The organism is Myxococcus sp. AM011 (genome assembly GCF_013372595.1).
Classification (GTDB): domain Bacteria; phylum Myxococcota; class Myxococcia; order Myxococcales; family Myxococcaceae; genus Myxococcus; species Myxococcus eversor.
In genome coordinates, this window is the sequence record NZ_JABXEM010000218.1 from 1 (window position 1) to 20,673 (window position 20,673).

The 20,673-nt window shown below is 69.1% G+C and carries 15 protein-coding genes; 8 read left to right on the forward strand and 7 right to left on the reverse strand.

All coding sequences use genetic code 11. The features are described 5' to 3' along the window. Both HUW62_RS34610 and HUW62_RS34615 read left to right on the forward strand, forming a co-directional pair. A partial coding sequence (locus HUW62_RS34610) for a tectonin domain-containing protein (RefSeq protein ID WP_368670545.1) occupies positions 1-1,303 on the forward strand: 1,303 nt, incomplete at its 5' end. A 92-nt stretch (positions 1,304-1,395) separates the two neighbouring features. Continuing rightward, the gene (locus HUW62_RS34615; RefSeq protein WP_176436851.1) at positions 1,396-2,142 is read left to right on the forward strand and encodes a hypothetical protein; all 747 of its coding nucleotides are present in this window, start codon (positions 1,396-1,398) and stop codon (positions 2,140-2,142) included. Positions 2,143-2,258: 116 nt separating this feature from the next. Here the strand turns inward: HUW62_RS34615 and HUW62_RS34620 are convergent, their stop codons facing one another. Beyond that, positions 2,259-2,642, reverse strand: coding sequence for a VOC family protein (locus tag HUW62_RS34620; RefSeq protein ID WP_163868822.1), 384 nt, complete (start codon positions 2,640-2,642; stop codon positions 2,259-2,261). Between the two features lie 115 nt (positions 2,643-2,757). Beyond that, positions 2,758-3,327: a cysteine hydrolase family protein gene (locus HUW62_RS34625; protein WP_176436852.1), complete on the reverse strand. Its 570-nt coding sequence runs from the start codon at positions 3,325-3,327 to the stop codon at positions 2,758-2,760. Positions 3,328-3,437: 110 nt separating this feature from the next. Between HUW62_RS34625 and HUW62_RS34630 the strand changes: the two genes are divergently transcribed. Continuing rightward, positions 3,438-4,421 (forward strand): GlxA family transcriptional regulator, encoded by a 984-nt coding sequence (locus HUW62_RS34630; RefSeq protein ID WP_176436853.1) that lies wholly within the window; start codon positions 3,438-3,440, stop codon positions 4,419-4,421. A gap of 77 nt (positions 4,422-4,498) precedes the next feature. Here the strand turns inward: HUW62_RS34630 and HUW62_RS34635 are convergent, their stop codons facing one another. Beyond that, the gene (locus tag HUW62_RS34635; protein WP_176436854.1) at positions 4,499-5,533 is read right to left on the reverse strand and encodes a hypothetical protein; all 1,035 of its coding nucleotides are present in this window, start codon (positions 5,531-5,533) and stop codon (positions 4,499-4,501) included. Positions 5,534-5,793: 260 nt separating this feature from the next. On the opposite strand from HUW62_RS34635, the gene HUW62_RS34640 reads away from it, so the two are divergent. Further along, positions 5,794-6,828, forward strand: coding sequence for a M91 family zinc metallopeptidase (locus tag HUW62_RS34640; RefSeq protein ID WP_176436855.1), 1,035 nt, complete (start codon positions 5,794-5,796; stop codon positions 6,826-6,828). Between the two features lie 42 nt (positions 6,829-6,870). On the opposite strand, the gene HUW62_RS34645 is transcribed toward HUW62_RS34640, so the two are convergent. Then, positions 6,871-8,757 (reverse strand): PAS domain S-box protein, encoded by a 1,887-nt coding sequence (locus HUW62_RS34645; RefSeq protein ID WP_176436856.1) that lies wholly within the window; start codon positions 8,755-8,757, stop codon positions 6,871-6,873. Positions 8,758-9,157: 400 nt separating this feature from the next. Between HUW62_RS34645 and HUW62_RS34650 the strand changes: the two genes are divergently transcribed. Beyond that, the gene (locus tag HUW62_RS34650) at positions 9,158-9,955 is read left to right on the forward strand and encodes a GNAT family N-acetyltransferase (protein ID WP_163868815.1); all 798 of its coding nucleotides are present in this window, start codon (positions 9,158-9,160) and stop codon (positions 9,953-9,955) included. A 106-nt stretch (positions 9,956-10,061) separates the two neighbouring features. Beyond that, positions 10,062-11,912 (forward strand): M48 family metallopeptidase, encoded by a 1,851-nt coding sequence (locus HUW62_RS34655; protein ID WP_176436857.1) that lies wholly within the window; start codon positions 10,062-10,064, stop codon positions 11,910-11,912. A gap of 141 nt (positions 11,913-12,053) precedes the next feature. Here HUW62_RS34655 and HUW62_RS34660 read toward each other — a convergent pair whose 3' ends face one another. Next, positions 12,054-12,893 (reverse strand): NADPH-dependent F420 reductase, encoded by an 840-nt coding sequence (locus HUW62_RS34660; RefSeq protein ID WP_255203822.1) that lies wholly within the window; start codon positions 12,891-12,893, stop codon positions 12,054-12,056. 58 nt (positions 12,894-12,951) lie between these two features. On the opposite strand from HUW62_RS34660, the gene HUW62_RS34665 reads away from it, so the two are divergent. Beyond that, positions 12,952-14,997: an ATP-binding protein gene (locus HUW62_RS34665; RefSeq protein WP_176436858.1), complete on the forward strand. Its 2,046-nt coding sequence runs from the start codon at positions 12,952-12,954 to the stop codon at positions 14,995-14,997. Positions 14,998-15,028: 31 nt separating this feature from the next. On the opposite strand, the gene HUW62_RS34670 is transcribed toward HUW62_RS34665, so the two are convergent. Further along, on the reverse strand, positions 15,029-18,769 hold the full coding sequence (locus tag HUW62_RS34670; protein WP_176436859.1) for an RICIN domain-containing protein: 3,741 nt from the start codon (positions 18,767-18,769) through the stop codon (positions 15,029-15,031). A gap of 196 nt (positions 18,770-18,965) precedes the next feature. On the opposite strand from HUW62_RS34670, the gene HUW62_RS34675 reads away from it, so the two are divergent. Further along, positions 18,966-19,562, forward strand: a complete 597-nt coding sequence (locus HUW62_RS34675) for an FHA domain-containing protein (protein WP_163868811.1) — start codon at positions 18,966-18,968, stop codon at positions 19,560-19,562. Positions 19,563-19,588: 26 nt separating this feature from the next. Here the strand turns inward: HUW62_RS34675 and HUW62_RS34680 are convergent. After that, positions 19,589-20,673: class I SAM-dependent methyltransferase (locus tag HUW62_RS34680; protein ID WP_255203823.1), on the reverse strand; the 1,085-nt coding region annotated here is incomplete at its 5' end.

Sequence of the window (20,673 nt, forward strand, 5' to 3'; positions counted from 1 at the left end):
CCCCGCCGGCACCAAGGTGACCTGTACCCAGGGCCCCGGCACGGGGGCCGCTTCAGCCACCTGCCCGGTGCTCAAGTACGACGGCTACACGTACTGGGCGCTCAGCTATGGCGACAACCGCATCGGCATGGTCATCGCCGCATATGACGCCGCGGGCGCGCTCGCGGCGCAGTGGGAGAAGCCGGGTGCGCGGTATGTGTATGGCATCACCGTGAACCCCGCGAACAAGACGGTGACGTTCGCCGGGCAGACGGACGCGAAGATAACGATGACCTGGGACGAGCTGGTACCGCCCCCCGTGGTCGTCCAGGTTCCTCCCGCGCCGACGCCCGCGATTCCCCCGGGGATGAAGGTGACGTGCACGCAGGGGCCCGGCACCGGGGCCGCCGCCGCCACGTGCCCCGTCATCAAGTGGAAGGGCTACACCATCTGGGCCTACAGCTACACGGACAACCGCGTGAGCATGGGCATCGTCGCCTACGACTCCCTGGGCAGGATGGTGGCGCAGTGGGAGAAGCCGGGTGCGCGGTATGTGTATGGCATCACCGTGAACACCTCGGACAAGACGGTGACGTTCGCCGGGCAGACGGACGCGAAAATCACCATGAAGTGGAGCGACTTGCTGGCGGCTCCGGCGCCGCAGTGGGTGCTCCAGCCGGGGCCCCAGGGCGCGACGCTCAAGCAGATTTCGGTGGGGAGCGCGAACGCGGTCTGGGGACTCGACACCGCGGGCTTCAACTGGAAGTGGACGGGCGCGGCCTGGCAGAAGATGGGCGGCACGGTGACGAACATCTCCACCGCCTCGGACGGGACGCTGTGGGCCACCAATCCGCCGGACTCGCTGCGCGTGTTGAAGTGGGACGCGACGGGCAACAAGTGGACCTGGAACCTGCCCACGGGCATGAAGCAGGTCACCGCCATCAACGCCAACACGGCCTGGGGCCTGGACAACGGCGGCTCGCTGTTCCGGTGGACGGGCTCCGCGTGGGAGAAGAAGGGCTGCTGCGTCAGCCAGCTCTCCGTCGGCGCGGATGGCGAGCTGTGGGCGACCAACCCCCCGGACGCGAACCGCGTGCTTCGCTGGGATGGCACGAAGTGGACCTGGAACATCCCCGCCGGCATGACGTTCGTCTCCGTGGGCAACGCGAAGAACATCTGGGCGCTGGATGGCTCCGACCAAGTCTACCAGTGGAGTGGGACGGCCTGGCAGAAGGTGCCCGGTGCGCTGCGCAACATCTCCGCCGCGGGGGATGGCTCCGTGTGGGGACTCAACGCGCAGGGCCTCGTCTACAAGTGGCAGTGACGGACGGGTAGGGCGCGTGGACGCGCTTCACGCCCGCGGGAACGGATGGCCGGGCCAGGGGTGTCTCTTCGAGTCACTCCTGGAGGTCCGCCTTGCTGCCCCTCGTGTTGTTGAGCCTGCTGGCCGTGCCTCCCGTGGCGGCGGTGGAGGTCGAGGTCTTCGTCCCGCTGTGTGACAACGCCTTGATTGAGTGTGGCCGTGCACCGGCGGGCGCCCCTCGCGCCCTGGACACGAACCTCTACTGGGGCGCGATGTATGGCGCGGAGCGGTTCCTCTCACGGGCCCCGGGGTTCAAGGTGGTGAGCCGCGAGGCGGGGCCCGTGGACTCCGCGGTGCTGCGCGTGCTCGTCCTGGAGCGGAAGGCCGCGAAGGGAGAGCGGCCCGTGCGGCTGCGGCTCCATGCCTACGCGGGCGACCGGATTGACACCGCGCTGGAGGACTTCCTGCGTGCGGCGGCGGGCGCGAGCCGGGCCGACCTGGTGGTGTGGGCCGGGCATGACCGGCTGATGGACCGCGCGCCTCCCCAGGTGGAGTCGCCGTCGGTGGCCACGCCCAGGCCCGTCGTCGTCCTGGCCTGCATGAGTGAGCAGTACTTCGGCCCGGTGCTGAAGACGTTGGGCGCAAGCCCTGTCGCGCTCACGCGGACGTTGATGGCGCCCGAGGCCTATCTGCTGGAGGCGATGGCCACCACCGTGGCGCGGCACGGGCCCACGGAGGCCACGGCCATGCGCGCGGCGCTCGTGGAGGCCTATGCGCGCTACCAACGCATCTCCCACCGCTCCGCCAGCTCGGTGTTCTCCACGCCCGGTCCACCGCCGTCGGGCGTTGCGCCCCGGTGAGGCTCACGACCTCCAGGCGGGCCTGACACCCAGGGCTCGGAGGAGCAGGGCGGTCAGGGCGGCGGGGACCCCGGCGAACAGCGTGGCGCATGCGCCGGGGCCACGGTGGACTCGACTCACCGCTCGCGGAAGAGGGCTTCCATGTTGTTGCCATCCGGGTCGAACACGAAGGCGGCGTAGTAGCCCGGCGGATAGCCTTGCGCGGTGGAGCGAAGCCCGGGAGGGCCGTTGTCGGTGCCTCCGGACTTCAGCGCGGCCGCATGGAAGGCGTCCACCTCCGCGCGGCTCCGGGCTGCGAAGGCCGTGTGTTGCTTCACGCTGTGCGGATGGAAGCGGTCAATCCAGAAGACAGGGTGGTCGACGCCGTAGCCCACCGCATCGCGTCCATCGCTCTCTGGGAGCTGCGCGACGCGATGCATTCCCAAGGCGCTCAGCACCGCATCGTAGAAGACGGCGGAGCGCGCGACGTCCGCGACACCGATACCCGTGTGGTCAATCATGACGCCCAGGCATAGCACCCCGTTCGCGGGTTCCAAGGACCACCGCGTCCTCGACCCTGGCGATGTCCGCGCCTACGCCATCGGCGTGACGGTTCAGTAGGAAGCAGGCTTCGCTTCAGCGCCCGGCCTGGGCCAGGAACTCCGCCGTCGGTACGAGGCGGGCGTAGCCCATGCCGAGCGCGGCGAGGAACGCGGCGTGGACGTCCGGCGCGGAGACCTTCTGGCCGTTGAACTCCAGGGCACGGGCCGCGCAGGCATCCGGGAGCACCGTGACGGTGTATCCCTGGTCCGCGGCCGCGCGCACCGTGGCGTCCACGCACATCAGCGTCATCATCCCGGTGACGACCAGGTGCCTCACGCCCAGCGCCCGCAGGCGCTCCTGGAGGTCCGTCTCCCGGAAGCTGTTGGGGAAGTGCTTGAGCACCACCGCCTCGCCGGGCCGGGGCTCGACGCGGGAATGAATCTGGGCCCCCGGCGTCCCCGGCAGGAAGAACGGGGCGCCCGGCTGCGGTGACTCGTGGCGGACGTGGATGACCGGCACCCCTCGCTCGCGGAAGAAGTCGAGCGCCGCCCGGGCCTGGGTGGCGGCCGCGTCGGTGCCGTCCAGCTCGAACCGGCCTCCGGGGAAGTAGTCATTCTGGATGTCGATGAGCAGCAGCGCGGCGTTCTCCAGGGGCTTGTCCATGGGGTTCTCCTCCAGCGGGTGGTCGTCCGTTGTCCCGCTGAATATCCAGACGTCGCTCCCGGCGGCAGTGCTCGGATTGACAAAGTCCGGGCGGAAACCGACAAGCGCGCATGGCCGCCAGGTCCTCGTCACTCCACATCGCGGTGCTGGCCCTGGAGGGCTGCGTGGCCTCCAGCGTGACGGGGCCGCTGGACGTGTTCGCCATGGCGAACCTCCTGAGCCGTGAGCAGGGCCGGAGCGAGCCCTTCACCGCCGAGCTGGTGGCCGCTCGAGCCGGCCCCATCCGGAGCTTCCACGGCCTGGAGCTCGCCGCCGCGCGGGTGCCGGCTCCTTCCGAGCGCTTCGATGTCGTCTTCGTCCCCGCCGTCATCGGCAACCTGGAGGGCAGCGTGGCCGAGCGCTCCACGGCCGACTGGCTCGTGGGACAGCACGCCCGGGGCTCCACGCTGGCGGCGGTGTGCGCCGGGGCCTTCCTGCTCGCGAAGACGGGCCTCCTGGATGGACGGGAGGCCACCACCCACTGGGGGCTCGCCCAGGACTTCGTGGCGCGCTATCCGCGCGTGGCGCTCAAGCCGGAGCTGCTCCTGGTGGACCACGGCGACGTGCTCACCGCGGGCGGCGTGACGGCCTACCTGGACCTCTGCCTGCACCTGGTGGCGAAGCACGCCTCGCCGGAGCTGGCGGCGCTATGCGCGAAGATGCTCCTGGTGGAGCCGGGTCGCAGGTTCCAGGCGCCCTACGCGGTGCAGGCCATTCCCCGAGGCCACGGAGACGAAGCCGTGCTGCGCGCCCAGGAGTGGCTGGAGGCGCACCTCGCCGGCCCGGTGAGCCTGACGGGCGCGGCCGTGGCGGCGAGCCTCGGAGAGCGCACGCTGCTGCGCCGCTTCCGCAAGGCCACCGGCGACACGCCGCTGGATTACGTCCAGCGCCTGCGAATCGAAGCCGCCCGGCACCTCCTGGAGACCACCCCCCGCACCGTGGAGGACATATCCCAGGCCGTGGGCTACGCGGAGACCACCTCGTTCCGTCGCCGCTTCAAGGCCCGTACGGGCCTGACGCCGGATGCCTACCGGCGGCGCTTCGCCCTGCGCTGAAGGAGCGCTGACGAACGGCCACCTCCGGCTGTCCCACGGAGTCAAAGCTCCACCAGGACAGCCGGGGCGGCGGGCCGCTACTCGATGGAAGCGACCTTGTCGTCCTTGTCGAAGGTGACCTTCACCTTGACCAGCTTGCTCTTCCAATAGGTCCAGACGGTGGAGTTGAACGAGGGCGTCTCATGCGGCGGCGGCGGCCCCCACGCCATGCGCACGGCGGCGCGGGACATGCCCGTCACCACTTCCGACGCGGAGACCTTCTTGCGGTCCTGCTCCGACAGCGTCTCCAGCTTGGGGGCCTGGTCCTCGGGGGCGAACGCGGCCTGGAACAGCGCCCAGGTGTCAGCGCCCGAGCGCTCGTCGTTCTCGAACACGAACTCCTTGCCCGTCTCCACGACCTTGAACTTCACCTTCGAGCCGCCCTTGTCCAGCACCTCCACGCGGGTGTTGAACGGGAGGATGGGGCCCTTGAGGTAGTTCACCCAGGACAGGGTGTCGTTGTCGAAGTGGAAGTTGGCCGTCGCGTGGTGGAAGACCTTCTCCGACGGGGCGGGAGCGGGCGCGGCCACCGGCGCGGGCTCGTCACCGAACGACACCACCTTGCCGTCGGCATCGAAGATGACCTCGAACGTGGAGAACTTCGAGCTCCAGTAGGTCCACGTCTTGCTCTCCAGCGACAGCGTCCGGTGCGGCGGCGGCGGGCCCACCGTCAGCAGCACCGCGTCCCGGGACATTCCGCGAGCCAGCTCACCCGCCTTGACCTGCTTCTGCTCCTCCGGCGTGAGCGCGGCGATGCGCGCCGCGGGGTCCTTCGCGGAGAAGAAGGAGGGGAACAGCGCGGAAGCGTCCTTGCCCAGGCTCTTGTGCGAGACGAACTTGAACTCGGCCCCCGAGTCGACCACCCGGCAGCGCACCTCGTCGTCGCTCCGCTTGAGGACCTCCACCTTCGTCCCCACGGGCAGCGACAGGCCCTTGCCGCGATAGTTCACCGCGGAGAGCTGGTTCTTGTTGAGCAGGAGGTTGGCCTGGGAGAACAGCACCTCGGCCTGGGCACTGAGGGTCGTCAGCAGTCCCAGTGCGAGCAGGGTGCTGAGCGCGTTCTTGCGATTCATGCGGTGGATGAGCCTTGGATGAAGGGGGCGTGCTTCTAGGCGGCCCTCCTGGTGTTTGCCAGCCTGGAGGGCGCCGCGCCTGATGACGGCAGTCATCAGCCCCTTGTTCACGGTCATCAGCGGAAGCTTCCGGGAGAGCCCCGCGCCCGGTGGAACCTCTTGAAATCAGGTCGCTCCAGGGCCGCGCCCCGCCACGGGGAGGCTGGCACACCGGATGCTCTAGGGAGCCTCGTCACCGACTCCCTCCAGAGGCGATCCCCATGAAGCTCCGCTCCAAGCCGTCTTCCCTCGGTTCCTCCTCCTCTTCCTCCCGCTCCCGCAGCAACAGCGCGCCCCCGAAGCTGGAGACGAGCAAGCCGAAGACGCCGGAGAAGACGCCCGCGAAGACGCCGGAGAAGACGCCGCCGCAGAAGACCGAGTCGGCCGGCGCGCCTTCCCAGCCGCGCCCGTCGCCCACGGAGCTGCAGGACGGCAAGGCCAACCTCAAGCCCACGGACTATGGCGTGGTGCACCCGGACCTCCAGGGAATCCGCACCCGCCGCGACAGCGGCCAGACGGGCGCGGACTTCGCCGACTTCACGCAGGATGCCCGCAACTCCACGCACCGGCTGACGAGCCGGCCCGAGGGCGGCCGGATGATGACGGAGCTCAATGACCGCACGTCCCAGGTGAACCCCGGCGCCATCGGCACCCAGCGCAACCCGCTGACGGTGGCGGACCTCTACTCGGGCCGCGAGGCCTCGATGCCCATGTCGCACGCGCCCCGGCACAACGGGACCCTCGACTCCCTCCGCCCCGCGTACCGCTACGAAGGCCAGCCCGGCACGGGCACTGCCAGCCGCATCAATTACAACGAGAACGACCCGGGCCAGCGCTTCAACAGCCTGGGCCACGAGTCGGTCCACGCCTGGCGCGCGGCCAATGGCGTGCAGGTGAGCCCGCTGGCGGCCAGCAAGCACGCCGACGCGCCCGTCTTTCAGCAGTACCCGACGCACTCCGCCAACATGAAGGAGACCGTCGAGGACCGCCTGCGCCTGCGCGAGGAGTTCGAGACGGTGGGCCTGAAGCCCACGCCGCACACGCCCGCGGGCTGGGCCCCCACCGAGAACAAGATTCGCGCGGAGCACGGACTGCCGGCACGCCAGGACTATTCGGGCATGCTGCCGGACGGGAAGAACTCCAACGACGTCAACTTCAACAACTACGACGTGGGCTCGGACAACCGGAACCGGTTCCAGAAGATGCTGGGCACGCCGTCTCCCTTCGGGAAGATTGTCGGCGACCTGGAGGGGTGAGTCGGAAGGCCCGGCCCTTCCTGACGAGGGGCCGCGGCCCGGCTAGCGCGGCGCCGAGCTGCACGCGTGGCGGGGCAGGCTCACGATGAACGTGGTGCCCTGGCCTGTCTCTGACCGCACTTCGATGCGCCCGCCGTGGGCGTCGACAATCGACTTCACGATGAACAGGCCGAGCCCCACGCTGCGCCCCGTCGTGTCCACGGTGCCCGTGCCCCGCTGGAAGGGCTCGAAGAGGGCGGAGAGCTGGTCGGCGGGAATGGGCGCGCCCTCGTTGTGCACGCTGAACGTGACGTGTTCGGTATCGCCCCGGGCGACGACGTGGACGGGCCTGTCGGGCGCGCCGTACTTGAGGGCATTCGTCACCAGGTTCTGGAGCACCTGGGAGAGCCGGTCTCCGTCCCACAGGCCCCGCCCGTCGCCGCTCATCTCCACCTTCACCCGGGCGGCGGGGTTGGCGGTCTCCACCTCGTCCACCATGGTGCGCAAGAGGGAGTGGAGGTCCGTGGGGTTGCACTCAATCCGGATGCCGCCGCCCATCCGGGCCTGCGTGAAGTCCAGCAGCTCGTTCACCATCCGCACCGCGCGAGCCGCGGATGAATGGATGCGCGCCGACGTCTTGCGGACATTCGAATCCAGTCCGTCCTGCTGATTCAGCCGGGCCGCCCCCATCAGGATGGCGGCCAGGGGATTGCGCAGGTCGTGGCTCACGATGCCGATGAGCTGCTGCTCGAACTCCGCCTGCTCCCGCTGTTGCTGGGCCGAGCGCTCGCGCTCCTTCGCCAGCCTCCGCTCCGCGGTGATGTCCTGGAGCAGCGCGACGTAGCCCCCCGCGGGCTGCCCCGCCTCCCGGTGCGCGATGAAGGTGACCCTCACGTCGCGCGTGCCGCCCAACCGGTAGGGCACGTCATGTTGCTCGAACGAGAGGTCTTCTCCCGCCAGCCCTCGCTTCACGTAGGGCCCGAGCACCTCGTACGCGGCCTCCCCGATGACCTTCCGGAGGGACCTGCCCCGGAGGCTGTCCTGGGCGATTCCGAACCAGTCCTCGTATGCCTTGTTGACCCGGCCGTAGGTCTCCTCCGGGGTGACATACGAGACGAGGACGGGAATCGCGTCGAGCAGGATGCGCAGCTCGGCCTCGCTGGCGCGGACCTTCGCGTCGAGGGCCTCGTTGTGTTGCCGCGTCTTGCTCTGTTCGGTGACATCCCGGAAGACGAGCACGACGCCCGTCAGCTCGTTGATGCCCACGCGGATGGGCGCGGCACTGTCCTCGATGGGGACCTCCGAGCCATCCCTGCGCAAGAGCAGCGTGGGCCCGACGAGCCCCTGGGTCGTGCCCCGCGTGAGGACGCGGCCGACGGGGTCCTCCACGAGGGCCCGGGTGGAGGCGTCGATGAGCTTGAAGACGTCCGTCACGGGGCGCTGCCGCGCCTGGGCATCGCTCCAGCCGGTGACTCGCTCGGCCACGGGGTTGAGGAAGGTGATGTGTCCGGCACGGTCCGTGGTGATGACCGCGTCTCCGATGCTGGAGAGCGTCGTGGCCAGATACGCCTCGCGCTCGCGCAGTTGCTGTCCCTGCGCCCGGATGCGCAGGAGGCTGCCCACGCGCGCGAGCAGCTCCGCGTCGTCGTAGGGCTTGGAGACGTAGTCGCTGGCCCCGGCCCGCAGGCCCTCGGTGAAGTCCGCGTGGGCGCCCCGCGCGGAGAGAATCAGGATGGGCAGCGTGACGTCATCGTAGTGCTCGCGCACGTAGCGGCACGCATCCAGTCCGGAGACGCCCGGCAACTGCCAGTCCAGCAGGAGCACGTCGGGAGGGAGGCCCTGGGTGAGCCGCTCGATCATCGCCTCGGCGTCGCGGAAGGTCTCGACCGCGTGGTGTTTCGACAGGAGCGCCCGGGCCCGCTCCAACTGCGTGGGGCTGTCGTCGACCATCCACACCCGCGCAAAGTCCGCCCCGGGCGGGGATGCACTCGCGGAGCGGGAGCCGTGGACAGGTGGGTTCACGATGGGGGAGGGGGACTGGCGCGGCGAGAGAAGAAGCGGCGACTGGGTCGCGTAGCACGTCTGGCAAGGCGCCGTGCCGGCAAGACGTTTCCTGGTGAACTCGTGCACTGACGGTGGGACGTCCCGTCCATCTGGCCACCCTCCGTTCAGGCGCGCCTGAAGTGCCTTCGAGGCGTCTTCCCGTCGCTCGATGATGGGAGCTGAGGTGGCGCCGCGCAACCCGAGTCACCGCCGTCGCGCGAAACGGGCGTGAAGGAGCGCACGATTGTGACAAGCGGCGCCGGAAGCCGATAGACACCGCCGCCCGTCGTGGATGAGGGTGCGCGCCATGCAGCCTTCATCTTCGCCGTCACGCTTGGTGGTGGACGCTCGGCTCGCCCGGCGCCTGGAGCTGGCCCAGGCGGTGCAGAATCGCAGTGCCACGCCGCCCTCCGGTGTCCTCGAAGTCGCCGGAGGCCTGGCCCTCTTCAACGGTCCGGACTCGCCCCTCACCCAGGCGGTCGCGCTGGGACTGGAAGGGCCCGTCAGCGCCGAGGACCTGGACCGGGTGGAGTCCCATCTGGGCCAGGCTGGCGGCCTGCTCCAGATTGACCTGTTGCCCTTCGCCCATCCCACGCTGGCCCAGGGGCTGGCGCAGCGGGGCTATCAGGTGGGCGAGTTCCAGCAGGTGCTCGTGCGCGCGTTGCCGGGAAGTCCCACGCCGCCGACAGTCGCGGAGATTCGTCCCCTCCGTGATGGAGAGGCGGAGGCCTTCTCGCGCACGGTGGCCCGGGGCTTCCTCGGACGCGAGGAGGTGTCGGACGCGGAGGCCTCACTCATGATGGGCACGGCGACGATGCCAGGCACCACCTGCTTCCTCGCGCTGGTGGACGGAGAGCCAGCGGGCGGCGGCACCGTGGCCCTGCATGACGGCGTGGCGACGTTGTCGGGAACGTCGGTGCGCGAGCGCTTCCGTGGCAGGGGACTGCAGCAGGAGTTGATTTCAGCGCGACTGGCGTGGGCCATTCGCCAGGGAGGCATGTTGGCGTCGAGCAGCACCCTGCCGGCCAGCGGGTCCCAGCGGAACATGGAGCGCCTGGGGTTCTCCATCGCGTACCCCAAGGTGGTGATGGTTCGGGTTCGGTGAAAGCCCGTGAAAACGAGTCGAGCAGGTGAGGGTGGGAACGGGACCTGCTCCAGGCGGCTGGCGGGGAGACACCCGCCCGGGAGTAGGATTGTCGGCACCGATACCCATGCGACCTACGACGACCGCCCCCGGCTTCCTGCGCAGCTACGTGCTGCCCGCTCTCTGGCTCTTCGCCCTTCCACTCTTCGGCCTCTGGTTCACCGGCCACGCGACCGCCAGCGTGGACGGGGACGTGCTCGAGTCCATCGAGAAGCAGGTGTCCCAGGACACCGAACTCACCGAGGAGCAGCGGGCGGAGACCCTGGCTTTCTTCCGCGCCGTTCCCGCCTCGGCTGCCTGCCTGAGCACGGATGAGGCGCTGGCGAACTTCCGGAGCAACCTCGCCGAGGTGTGCAAGGACGTGAAGCAGTTCGACTGGATGCACAGCCTGGCGTCGGGCCTGCTGGCGCTGGGGCTCGCCACCACCGTGATTGCCCTATTGTGTGGCCTGGCCGCGTTCGTGTCCCGGCCGTTCCAGTTCATCAGCTTCGTCGTGGGGTGGAACGTGCTCCGCGTCACGGGCGCGCTCCAGGCGATTGGACAGGGCGGCCTGGCGGTGTGGTTGTCCTATTGGGTGACGGCGCTCTGGTTCAATCGCTACTCACCCAAGCTCATCGGCGTGGTGGGCATCCTGGTCGCCATGGCCATCTTCCTCGTGGTGGTCGCCATCTTCCGCCGTCCCCCCATGGACTTCGAGGTGGAGGCGGAGGTGTTGGAGGAGTCCAAGGCCCCGGAGCTCTGGGCGCACGTGCGCCGGCTGTGCGCGCGGCTCGATACGCCCCCGCCGGACCACATCCTCGCGGGCATCGACGCCAACTTCTTCGTCACGGAGAGCGACGTGCGCGTCGGCGGACAGACGCTCTCTGGCCGGACGCTCTACGTGAGCCTGTCCTTGCTGCGCCTGTTGGAGCAGTCGGAGGCGGACGCGGTGCTCGCGCACGAGATGGGACACCTGCTGGGCGGTGACACGGGCCACGGCAAGCGGCTGGCGCCGAGGCTCGCGCACTTCGCCCAGTATCTCCAGACGCTGCATGAGGGAGGCCTGACGCGCCCCATCTACCACTTCATGCTGGCGTACCGCGGGCTCTTCGAGCTGTCGCTGGGACGCAGCCGGCGCGAAAGCGAGCTGGCCGCGGACCGACTCGCCGCGGGCATCACCTCCGGTCGGGACATCGCCCGCTCGCTGGTGAAGGTGGGCGCGTACGCGGGCTTCAGGGACCGTGTCGAGGCGGACCTCTTCTCCCGCGACGAGCGGCAGCAGTCGGTGGCCATCGCCCGGCGCGTCGCGCTCGGCTTCGCGGACTACGCGCAGTCGGATGCCGTGCACGGGGATTTGCACGGCTCCGTGACGCCGCATCCGTTCGACTCGCACCCACCGCTCTCCGCGCGACTGGAGAACGTCAACGCGCGGCTGGCGCCGTCGGACATGGCGCAGGTGCTGCTCGAGCCCGTGACGTTCTCATGGGTGAGCACGATTCAAGAGGCGGAGGCCATCGAGGCGCGGCTGTGGGGCGCCTACGAGGCGCGCTTCTCACAGGCCCATGACCTGGTGCTCGCGTACCGCTACGTGCCGTCCAACGACGAGGAGCGGCAGCACGTGGAGCGGCACTTCCCGCCGCTGTCCTTCGAGGGCAAGGAGGCCGGACATGAGGCCACGCTGGACTTCGCCCAGGTGCATTGCCCGGAGTGGGAGGAGCCCGTGCTGCTCTCGGAAGTGACTCACGCCAGCACGGCGGACCGCATGTTCAAGAAGTACCTGGACCTGCAGGTGACGGGAGAAGGGCGGTCCAAGGAGAAGCGCTCGCTCTGTTTGAGCAAGCTGAAGGACCCGGACGCGCTGCTGCGTGCCTTCGAGCACTACCTGGGGCGCTGCCGGGCCATGAAGGAGCACCAGGCCCGCTCCCAACAGGCCGCCTGAGGCTGTTTCCGGAAGGCCCCGGGACGGACATCCAACCGAGCCGGGTCCTGAACTCCCAGGTGAGTCAGGACGAGGCGCCGCCGCCGCCCGCGCCGGAGTCCACGGTCGACGCGGCGCCTCTCTGAGGAACTCCGTCCTGGCTCAGCCCTTGGGCAGGGTCGCGAAGTACGCCTTGAGCGACTCATCCGCGGCCTTGCGGTACTCGGGGAGGCGGCTCTTCTCGGCGGCGGCGAGCGCTTCCTTCAGCCCGCGCGCGTCGAAGTCCTTCGTGTAGGCGGGCGTGCCCGGCTGATGCCGCCAGGACTCGTCGAGGCCGCCCGCGTCGACCGGGTCGAACCCCAGCTCGTCCACCAGGCGCATGACCTTCGCTCGCGCCTCGGCCGGGTCACCGGAGACGGGAAGCGCGATGCGCCCCGGGGAGCCCTTCGGCGCGCCCTTCTCCGCCAGGGACTTGGAGTAGATGTTATTGAACACCTTGATGACCGGCCGACCCAGATGCTCGCCGACCCAGGCGCTCTCGATTTGTCCTGAGGTGAGCGCGGGGATGTCGCCGTCGCGAATCGGATAGTAGTTGCCGGTGTCGATGACGACCACGTTGGCGGGGACGCCCTTGAAGAGGTCCTTGGGCAGGTCCACCACCGCGCGCTGGGGGATGGTGACGACGACGACCTCGCCGGCGTGCGCGGCCTGCTCGACGGTGCCCGCGGTCGCTCCAATCTCGGCGGCCAGCTCCTTCAGTGTGTCCGGTCCGCGCGAGTTGGCCAGCACGACCTGGTGACCCAGCTTCACCCACTTCCTCGCCAGCGCCGAGCCGATGTAACCCGCGCCGATGATTCCAATCTTCATGTGTGACTCCGGTTGGTAGGGGAGCGGCGAGGCGGGGGCCCCGCCGCATGGCCCTGGTGATAACCACCGCCCCGCGAGCGCGCCCGTTGGAGAAGAGGGTCCGTGGGCTTGTCTGGTCTCGCGGAGTTGTTTCATGAGGGACGGGGATGCTCTAGAACCCGGCTCCCTCGGCACGACCCGGGAGTCCCATCACGTGAAGGCGGAGGAACTGTTCAGTGGGGCCGGAGAGATGGCCTCCCGGATGCGTGAGCTGGACTGGGCCGCCACGCCCGTGGGGCCCGTGGAGCGCTGGCCCGGCTCGTTGAAGACCGTCGTCAAGACGCTGCTGCACTCCCGCCACCCCATGTTCCTCTGGTGGGGGCCGGAGCTCATCCAGTTCTACAACGATGCCTATGTCCCCAGCTTCGGCCGGGGCAAGCACCCCGGTGCGCTGGGACGGCCGGGCCGGGAGACGTGGCCGGAAATCTGGCCCATCATCGGCCCGCAAATCGAAGACGTGATGCGCGAGGGGAAGGCCAGTTGGAACGAGGACCAGCTCGTCCCCATCTTCCGCAACGGCCGCATCGAGGACGTCTATTGGACCTACGGCTACTCCCCGGTCTTCGACGAGTCCGGGAGGATTCAGGGCACGCTGGTGGTCTGCACCGAGACCACCGGGCGCATCTTCAGTGAGCAGGCCCTGCGGCGCGGCGAGGAGCGGCTACGCCGCGTGGTGGAGGCTTCGGGAGCGGGCACCTGGGAGCTGGAGGTCGGCCCCGGGACGATGACGGCGGATGCGCGGATGACCGCGCTCTTCGGGCTGCCCGAGCAGTCGGAGTACCGCCTCGACCAGGTGCTGGAGCGCATCCATCCCGAGGATGTGCGGGGCGTGCACGACAGCATCGCCGCCGCGCTCGCGGGGAAGACGCAAGGCGGGCTGTACCAGCGGGAGCACCGGGTGGCGGCCCCGCCTGGCGCACGGCCTCGCTGGGTCGAGGCGCGAGGGCAGGTCTCCTTCGACGCGGAGGGAAGGGCCACCCGGTTCATCGGGACCTCGCTCGACATCAGCGAGCGGAAGTGGGCGGAGGAGGAGGTCCTGCGCGCGCGCCAGGAGCTCCAGAGCTTCCTGCTTCAAGCGCCGCTCGGCATCGCCATCCTCAGCGGGCCGCGCCACGTCTACACCTTCGCGAACGCTCCCTTCATGTCCATGCTGTTCGGTGGGCGGCCTGTCACGGACCTGCTGAACCTGTCCGTGAGGCAGGCGCTGCCGGAGCTGGAGGGGCAGGGGTTCTACGAGATACTCGACGGCGTCTATCAGACGGGGCAGAGCTTCCACGGCACGAAGCTGCGCGCTTCCATGGTGCAGGCCGACGGGGTCGCCCGGGAGATGTTCGTCAACTTCACCTATCAGGCGAAGCGGGACGCGTCGGGCCGGGTGGATGGCATCCTGGTGGTCATCTACGAGGTGACGGACCAGGTCAACGAGCAGCAGGAGATTGAACAGCTCGCGGACAACCTCCGCGCGGCCCTCGTCGCCCGGGACACCTTCATCGGGGTCGCCTCGCACGAGCTCAACACGCCGCTGACCACGCTCAAGCTCCAGACGCAGATGACCCGGCGCGTCTTCTCGAGCCAGGGGCTCGCGGGGATTGCCCCCGCGCGCTTCGGGAGGCTGCTCGACACCACGCTCCTCCAGGTGGAGCGCCTGTCGCGTCTGGTCAATGACATGCTCGACGTGTCCCGCATCAGCACCGGCAAGCTGACGGTGATTCGGGTGGAGACGAACCTCTCCGACCTGGTGCGGGACGTGCTGGCCCGCTTCGCGCCCCAGTTCGAGGCGGCCGGCATCCTGCTGGAGCAGCGGCTGGAGGAGGGCCTCCGGCTGTCGCTGGACGCCGCGAGAATCGAGCAGGTGCTGACGAACTTCATCATCAACGCCATCAAGTACGCGCCCGGCAAGCCGGTGCACGCGACGCTGGAGCAGCGGGGGAGCTGGGTGAGGTTCAGCCTCCGGGATGAAGGCCGGGGCATCCCCGCCGACCAGCACGAGCGAATCTTCGTCCGCTTCGAGCGCGCGACGTCCGCGAGCGAGTCCAGCGGGCTGGGGCTGGGCCTCTACATCTCCAAGCAGCTCATCCAGGAGCACGGCGGCAGGATTTCCGTCGAAAGCACCCCCGGCGAAGGCGCCACGTTCAGCTTCGAGCTGCGCCGGGACGAGAAGGACGGCCCCGGACTCTTGAGCCGGAGCGCGAGGGACTGAGGCCTTGTGCCCCGGCCCCCCGCGCCAGGGCTCACTCCGTCACGCGCAGGCGCCACACCTGCGAGTCACCGCTCGTCAGCTCCGTCCGGACGCGGAGCTGCGCTCCTGTCGCGCCGCGCGTGAGGTACAGCTTGTGGGGCGTCCTGGGCGAGCCGGTCAGGTTGTAGAGCTTGTTCGCCACGCCGCCCACGGTGCTCACGCACCAGAGAATCTCCGGGTTCTGCGGCTGGTAGTACGTCAGCGCGACGGCGTCATCGTCCTGGGGGATGCCGATGGGCGAGTCCGCGCCGAGGTAGCCCGTGCCGTTGAAGAGATAGCCGCACGGGTCCGTGCCCAGGCTGCCCGCGGAGATGAAGTCGAAGACCTGGTTCTCGCTCGTGTTGTCCGGGTACAGGATGATGGGCGTGTGCTCCAGGACGCCGCCGCCCTCCACGTCCACGACGAGGTCCGTCCCGGATTGAGGTGGGAAGCTCACGATTTCCTCCCGGTCATCGGCCTCCGCCACGGATTGGAGGAACCAGCGCTGCGCGAAGGCCATCTCCGGGGACTCGTCCACGCCACTCACCGTGTGCAGGGAGCCGCCGCCCAGCCATGACGTCATCACCTGTCCGGTGACGAAGTTGCGAAGGATGTAGGAATTGTCCGGTTGGAGCTCCGGCCGCCAGAGCTGGTCATCCACGCGCTCGTGCCACTGCACGAGGATGGCATTGGCCGCGCTGCCCTGCTGCCCCAGGTACTGGTGGCTGTTGCCGTTCTGGAGCCGGTAGTAGCCGGGGTGCGCGTCCTCGCGGCGCAGGTGCCACTGCTGGTTCAGCCCTTGGTGGTATGGGTACTCGATGATGGGCACGCCGTGATTCGTGGAGTTGCCGTTGACGTCCAGCACCTGGCCCGACCAGGCGCTGCGCACCACGGCCACGGAGGGCAGCTCCGGGTCATCCGGCCCGTCCGGCTCCTCGGGCGCGCCACCGCCCGCCCGGAAGTTGTGGCTGTAGACCACGGGCTGGTGGTCCGAATTCAGGATGCGATGCACCGCGCCCCCAAAGATGCGCGGCACCTGATGGTTGGGTCCCACCGCGTAGTCCAGGGTGCTGGTGGGCTCCGGCGTGCCCTGGGTGGGCCCCGAGGGGTCCTGGACGTGGTACTGCCCGAGCGGCAGGGCATTGCGGAGGGTGTCGGGGTCCCGGTTGAAGTCACCCAGCGCGACCCAGTCATACCCCTGGCCTCCGTTCGCCGCGGCCATCCGCGCGCGAATCTCCTGGATGAGTCCCGAGGCGTCGGGGCCGTTGGGGGAAATCGCGTGGAGGGAGAAGTAGACGGTGTTCCCCAGGCGGATGCCCAGCGCGGGGCGCAGGACCGGGCCTCCCCAGTTGAGCGGGGGAAGCACCACGAAGACCTCGTCGGCCTCCTGCTGGCTGGCCACGGCCAGGTTGACGCGGTGGCCGTTGGGGTCGGTCTCCATCCAATACAGGTAGGACTGGGGACGCAGCTGCGAGCCGGAGAGGCGGTACTGCACCACGTCCGGATGGACGCCCGCGGCGTTCTGGTACTCATTCTGGGCGAAGCGCTGAATCTCCGCGTTGCGCACGCTCGGGGGCGGAAGCCCCGCCTCCTGGATGGCGACGACGTCCGCGTTGACGCCCCGGCCCGATGCCATCAGTCCCGCCAGGTCGGAGACGTACTTGCTCTCGTACGGGCCGTTCTGTCCCGTGCCCGCGCCCTGCATGTTCCACGTCGCCACGGTGCCCGTGCGCGCGCGAGACACGAGGATGACGGGCGCGTCCTTGAGCAGGAACAGCGAGGGGAAGACGGGCTGGGAGACGGTGGCGACGCCCCGGGCCTCGGAGTAGTCCAGCGTCTCCCGCCCCGTCCAATCCGCGATGGGGACGCCCCCCTGGGACAGGTGGAGGAACTGGCGGGGACTCGCCGGGTTGGAGCCGAACATGAACACCGTCTCGGAGGGGGTCTCCTCCGGCGTGGAGTAGGGCGTGTAGGGCAGATACGGCCCGCCCGGCGTCGTCTGCTTGATGAGCGTGTTGTTGCGGAAGACGTTCTGCGGACCGGAGGAGCCCGCCCACTTGATGGCCTTGGGGCCGGTGGCCCACCACACGGGATACCAGGTGCCGGCATCAATCTGCCCGCCTTCGCCTCCGCAGTTCGCGGTGCAGCTGGCGGAGCGGTGGTCATACGGCACCCGCACGAGGTTTCCCTCGAAGAGGTTGTAGCGCTCCCAGCCGCCATGCAGGTTCAGGTCCGAGTCCAGGTTGTTGCGGAAGGCCACGTTGCCGCTGGAGGACCACTGGAAGGTGAAGTGCCGCAGGTTGCGACTGGTGTTGAAGGCATACAGCGAGCTCCACACGCGGCTGCCCCGCAGATAGCCATTGCCGCCCTTGCCCTTGTTCCAGGCGCCGTCGAAGCTGTTGTCCTGCACCTGGAGGTTCAGGGCGACCTCCGTCACCAGCGGATGGGAGCCCGTCATCTTCGCGCTGAGGCCCCGCACCCATCCATCCGCCGCCCACTTGAACAGGATGCCGTGCATGGCGTACTCGGGTGCCAGGTTGCCGTAGTTGTGGACCGCGCTCTCCGGCGTCAGGGAATAGGTGCCGCCTCCCAGCCGGGGAAGGCCACTCACGTCCTGCGTGTAGGAGAAGTCCTCGAAGCCCACTCCCACCACCATGCGCAGCGGCGTCACCTTGCTTGCGAAGGCCTCCGTGCCGATGGGCGCGGAGCCATCCGACGTGGAGTCCACGGGCACGTCGAATTCCAGCGGCCGGTCGATGGTGACCGTCTTCGCTCCCGCGTCGAGCCCGACGATGCGGAACACCTGCTGGCGCATGTGCAGGTCCTCCATCAGGGACTCGGACGCCGCGCCAATCTGCTGCTGCGCGTAGAAGTTCCGGCTGTTCGCGGCGCCCACCCACAGGTAACCGCCGACGGCGAAGCGCGACAGGTTCGCGTTCGACACCAACTGGATGACGCGGTGTCCCTCGCGGGCCGCGTGGTTCGCATCCCCCGCCTTGCCCGCGACCTTCACGCCGGAGGCCCAGTGCTGGTTGATGGAGCCCTCGAACAGGTCCTTGCGGTTGGCGGGCGCGGACGCGTGCTCGTCCTGGTAGCGCGTGGCGAGCTCCCGCGTCTGGACGCGGAACATCGCCCGACCCGGCCATATCCACCCACCCTTGCCGGTGTCTGCTCCGGTGCCCCAGGACATCGTCAGCGGCTCCCAGCGGCCTCCATCCGTGCTGAGCGTGTCGTAGCGGGTGTTCGTGTCGGGCCGGAACACCAGCTCCGTGCCGCCGACGCCGGAGCCCTGCCCTCGAATCAGCAGGTAGTCGGCGTCCACGTACACCTGCCGGCTGAGGTCGATTCGCCCCGCGGGCAGCGCAATCAATGACAGCGCATTGTAGTTGGCCGAAGGCGAGCAGTTCGCCTTGAGTGTATCGATGGCGGCCTGGAGCCCCGAGGTGTCGTCGACGCCGTCATCCGGCACCACCCCGTGATAGGTGGCCAGCTCCTCCGAGGTGAGGATGCAGTGTGCATTCGCGGTGATGTCCCCGCTGGACGGCAGGTCCTGTCCTCCCCGGAAGCCCGCACGGCTCCAATCAGGGAGTCCCGCCAGTTGCATGACCCGGTTGTGGAAGGACAGCGTCGGGTGGACAACGGCGTCCTCGTTGGCGCCCGACGCCAGCGATGGGAGCAGCAGGAGCAACAGGGACAGCGCGGTGCGCGCCGGGCAGGAGCGTGTCCTGTCTGGGAAATGGACGACAGGCTTCATGTAATCACTCTCATGGCGAGTCTTCTAATGCGCTCGCCACGTGGGGACTACTCCAATCCAGGGTGAGGGGAATCCCTCGAATGGGTGAGAGGGATTTTGGGATCCGCTCTGCCCGGAATCTTCCTCTTCTGTGATTGCCTCGCGCTAGGATTCGCGCACTGACGTGAAGGATTCCTCGAACGGGAGAGGTGCGAGCATGGCCGCGGTGATTCTGGAGGCTCGCTGTGTGGCGCCCTTCGTCGTCCGGGTGCGCTTCAGCGACGGACACGAGGGCGAGGCGAGCCTCAAGCCCTGTCTCTTCGAGTGGGAGCCCGCGCGCGTCCCGGACCTGACTCCCCAGATGCGTGACTGGCTGCGCTCGCCGGAGAACTTCCAGACCGTCCGCGTGGACCCGGAGTCAGGCACGCTGGCGTGGGGAGACGCGCGGCCGTTCAGCGCGTCCATCGTGTACTGGCGGGTGGAGAAGTACCGGATGAAGGTGACCCTCCGCTCGAAGGAGGGTGCGGTGCTCTCCACGCTGCGCCTGGGGGGACGGCATGAGCTCTGGTCCAAGCCGCTGACGGTGGGGCGCGCGGACACCAACGCCATCGTCGTGGACCAGGACGGCGTGGCCCCGCACCAGGCCCAGGTGACGGTGGGCGGAGGCCACCACCCCTGCTTCTTCATCGAGGCGGTGGAGGGCGTGACGATTGTCGGAGGGAATCGTCTGGAGACCCCCGGTCAGCGCTGTCGGGTCTCCGCGCGGGAGCCGCTCGTGCTGGAGATGGGGGCCTGTCTGGTGGACATCGACTGACGTCGGGCCCTCCGCGCCGCGTGGGGCTACGCCGCCACGGGTGTGAGGCAGTAGAGCGTGGTCGTCTCGCGCGAGCGCGCCATGTGCAGCGGGTCCGAGGTGTCCTTGGCCTTGGAGTGCCGCGCCGCCGTCGACTTGCTCCACTTCACCGTCAGGCCGCACCGGGTGAACTGCTCCTGGAGCCAGCCCTGGGGGCGCAGGCCCAGCAGCACCGCCAGGTCCGAGAGAATCAGCAGCCCCTCTCCTCCCGGAGCGAGCGCCGCGGGGAGCCCCTCGAGGAATCGCTTCAGTAACTGGCTGTCCTGGTCGAACACCGCGCGGTCCACGCGGTTCTTGGGGGGCTCGGGAATCCACGGGGGGTTGCAGACGACGAGGTCCGCCTTCCCCTCCGGGAAGAGGTCGGCCTCGCCCACCTGGAAGGACTTGCGCAGCCCCAGCCGCTCCGCGTTCTCCCGCGCGCAGGCCACCGCGCGCGCGTCACAGTCCGTCGCCTGCACGGACGAAGCGCCCCGCTGGAGGAGGAGGAACGAGAGCACGCCCGTCCCCGTGCCCACGTCGAACACGCGCTGCCCCTTCAGCTCGGGGAGCCAGAGCAGCAGTTCGATGTAGTCGGTGCGCGTGGGCAGGTACACGCCGTAATGCGGATGGATGAGTCCGGTGAGGCCGGGCACCGCCAGGCCCTTTCGCCGCCACTCCGCCGCTCCGAGCATGCCGAGCAACTGCTTGAGGGGGACCACCGTGAACTCCGTCTCGGGCTCACCCCAGACCTGTCGGCACGCCAGGGCCACGTCCGGTGCCCGCGTGAGCGTGAGCCGGTAGTCGCGGTCCAGCGACACGACGATGCGCGACAGCGTCTCGTGCTCCAGTTGCCGCGCGCGACGCTCGGCCCGGAAGGCCTCCAGGGGAGTGCGGGCGTTCGACGCTCGCTCCAGCCTGCGACCCAACGCGCCCAGCAACTGCTTCGCGTTGTGGAAGTCGCCCGAGTACAGCAGGAACTCCCCATTGCGGACCCGCTTGAGCGCCGTGTCCGCGCTGAGCCGGTCATTCACCGCGTGCAGCCGGGCGGGCGAGGGCTCGTCGCTCTCCGAGCGCCACGTGAAGGGGGCGCCAG

What these genes read in the sequence shown, in the direction of transcription:
- HUW62_RS34650 (WP_163868815.1), top strand. Translation starts at nt 9,158, where the DNA reads ATGCAGCCTTCATCTTCGCCGTCACGCTTGGTGGTGGACGCTCGGCTC.
- HUW62_RS34660 (WP_255203822.1), bottom strand. Translation starts at nt 12,893, where the DNA reads ATGAAACAACTCCGCGAGACCAGACAAGCCCACGGACCCTCTTCTCCA.
- HUW62_RS34630 (WP_176436853.1), top strand. Translation starts at nt 3,438, where the DNA reads ATGGCCGCCAGGTCCTCGTCACTCCACATCGCGGTGCTGGCCCTGGAG.
- HUW62_RS34635 (WP_176436854.1), bottom strand. Translation starts at nt 5,533, where the DNA reads ATGAATCGCAAGAACGCGCTCAGCACCCTGCTCGCACTGGGACTGCTG.
- HUW62_RS34645 (WP_176436856.1), bottom strand. Translation starts at nt 8,757, where the DNA reads ATGGTCGACGACAGCCCCACGCAGTTGGAGCGGGCCCGGGCGCTCCTG.
- HUW62_RS34670 (WP_176436859.1), bottom strand. Translation starts at nt 18,769, where the DNA reads ATGAAGCCTGTCGTCCATTTCCCAGACAGGACACGCTCCTGCCCGGCG.
- HUW62_RS34675 (WP_163868811.1), top strand. Translation starts at nt 18,966, where the DNA reads ATGGCCGCGGTGATTCTGGAGGCTCGCTGTGTGGCGCCCTTCGTCGTC.
- HUW62_RS34655 (WP_176436857.1), top strand. Translation starts at nt 10,062, where the DNA reads ATGCGACCTACGACGACCGCCCCCGGCTTCCTGCGCAGCTACGTGCTG.
- HUW62_RS34620 (WP_163868822.1), bottom strand. Translation starts at nt 2,642, where the DNA reads ATGATTGACCACACGGGTATCGGTGTCGCGGACGTCGCGCGCTCCGCC.
- HUW62_RS34625 (WP_176436852.1), bottom strand. Translation starts at nt 3,327, where the DNA reads ATGGACAAGCCCCTGGAGAACGCCGCGCTGCTGCTCATCGACATCCAG.
- HUW62_RS34640 (WP_176436855.1), top strand. Translation starts at nt 5,794, where the DNA reads ATGAAGCTCCGCTCCAAGCCGTCTTCCCTCGGTTCCTCCTCCTCTTCC.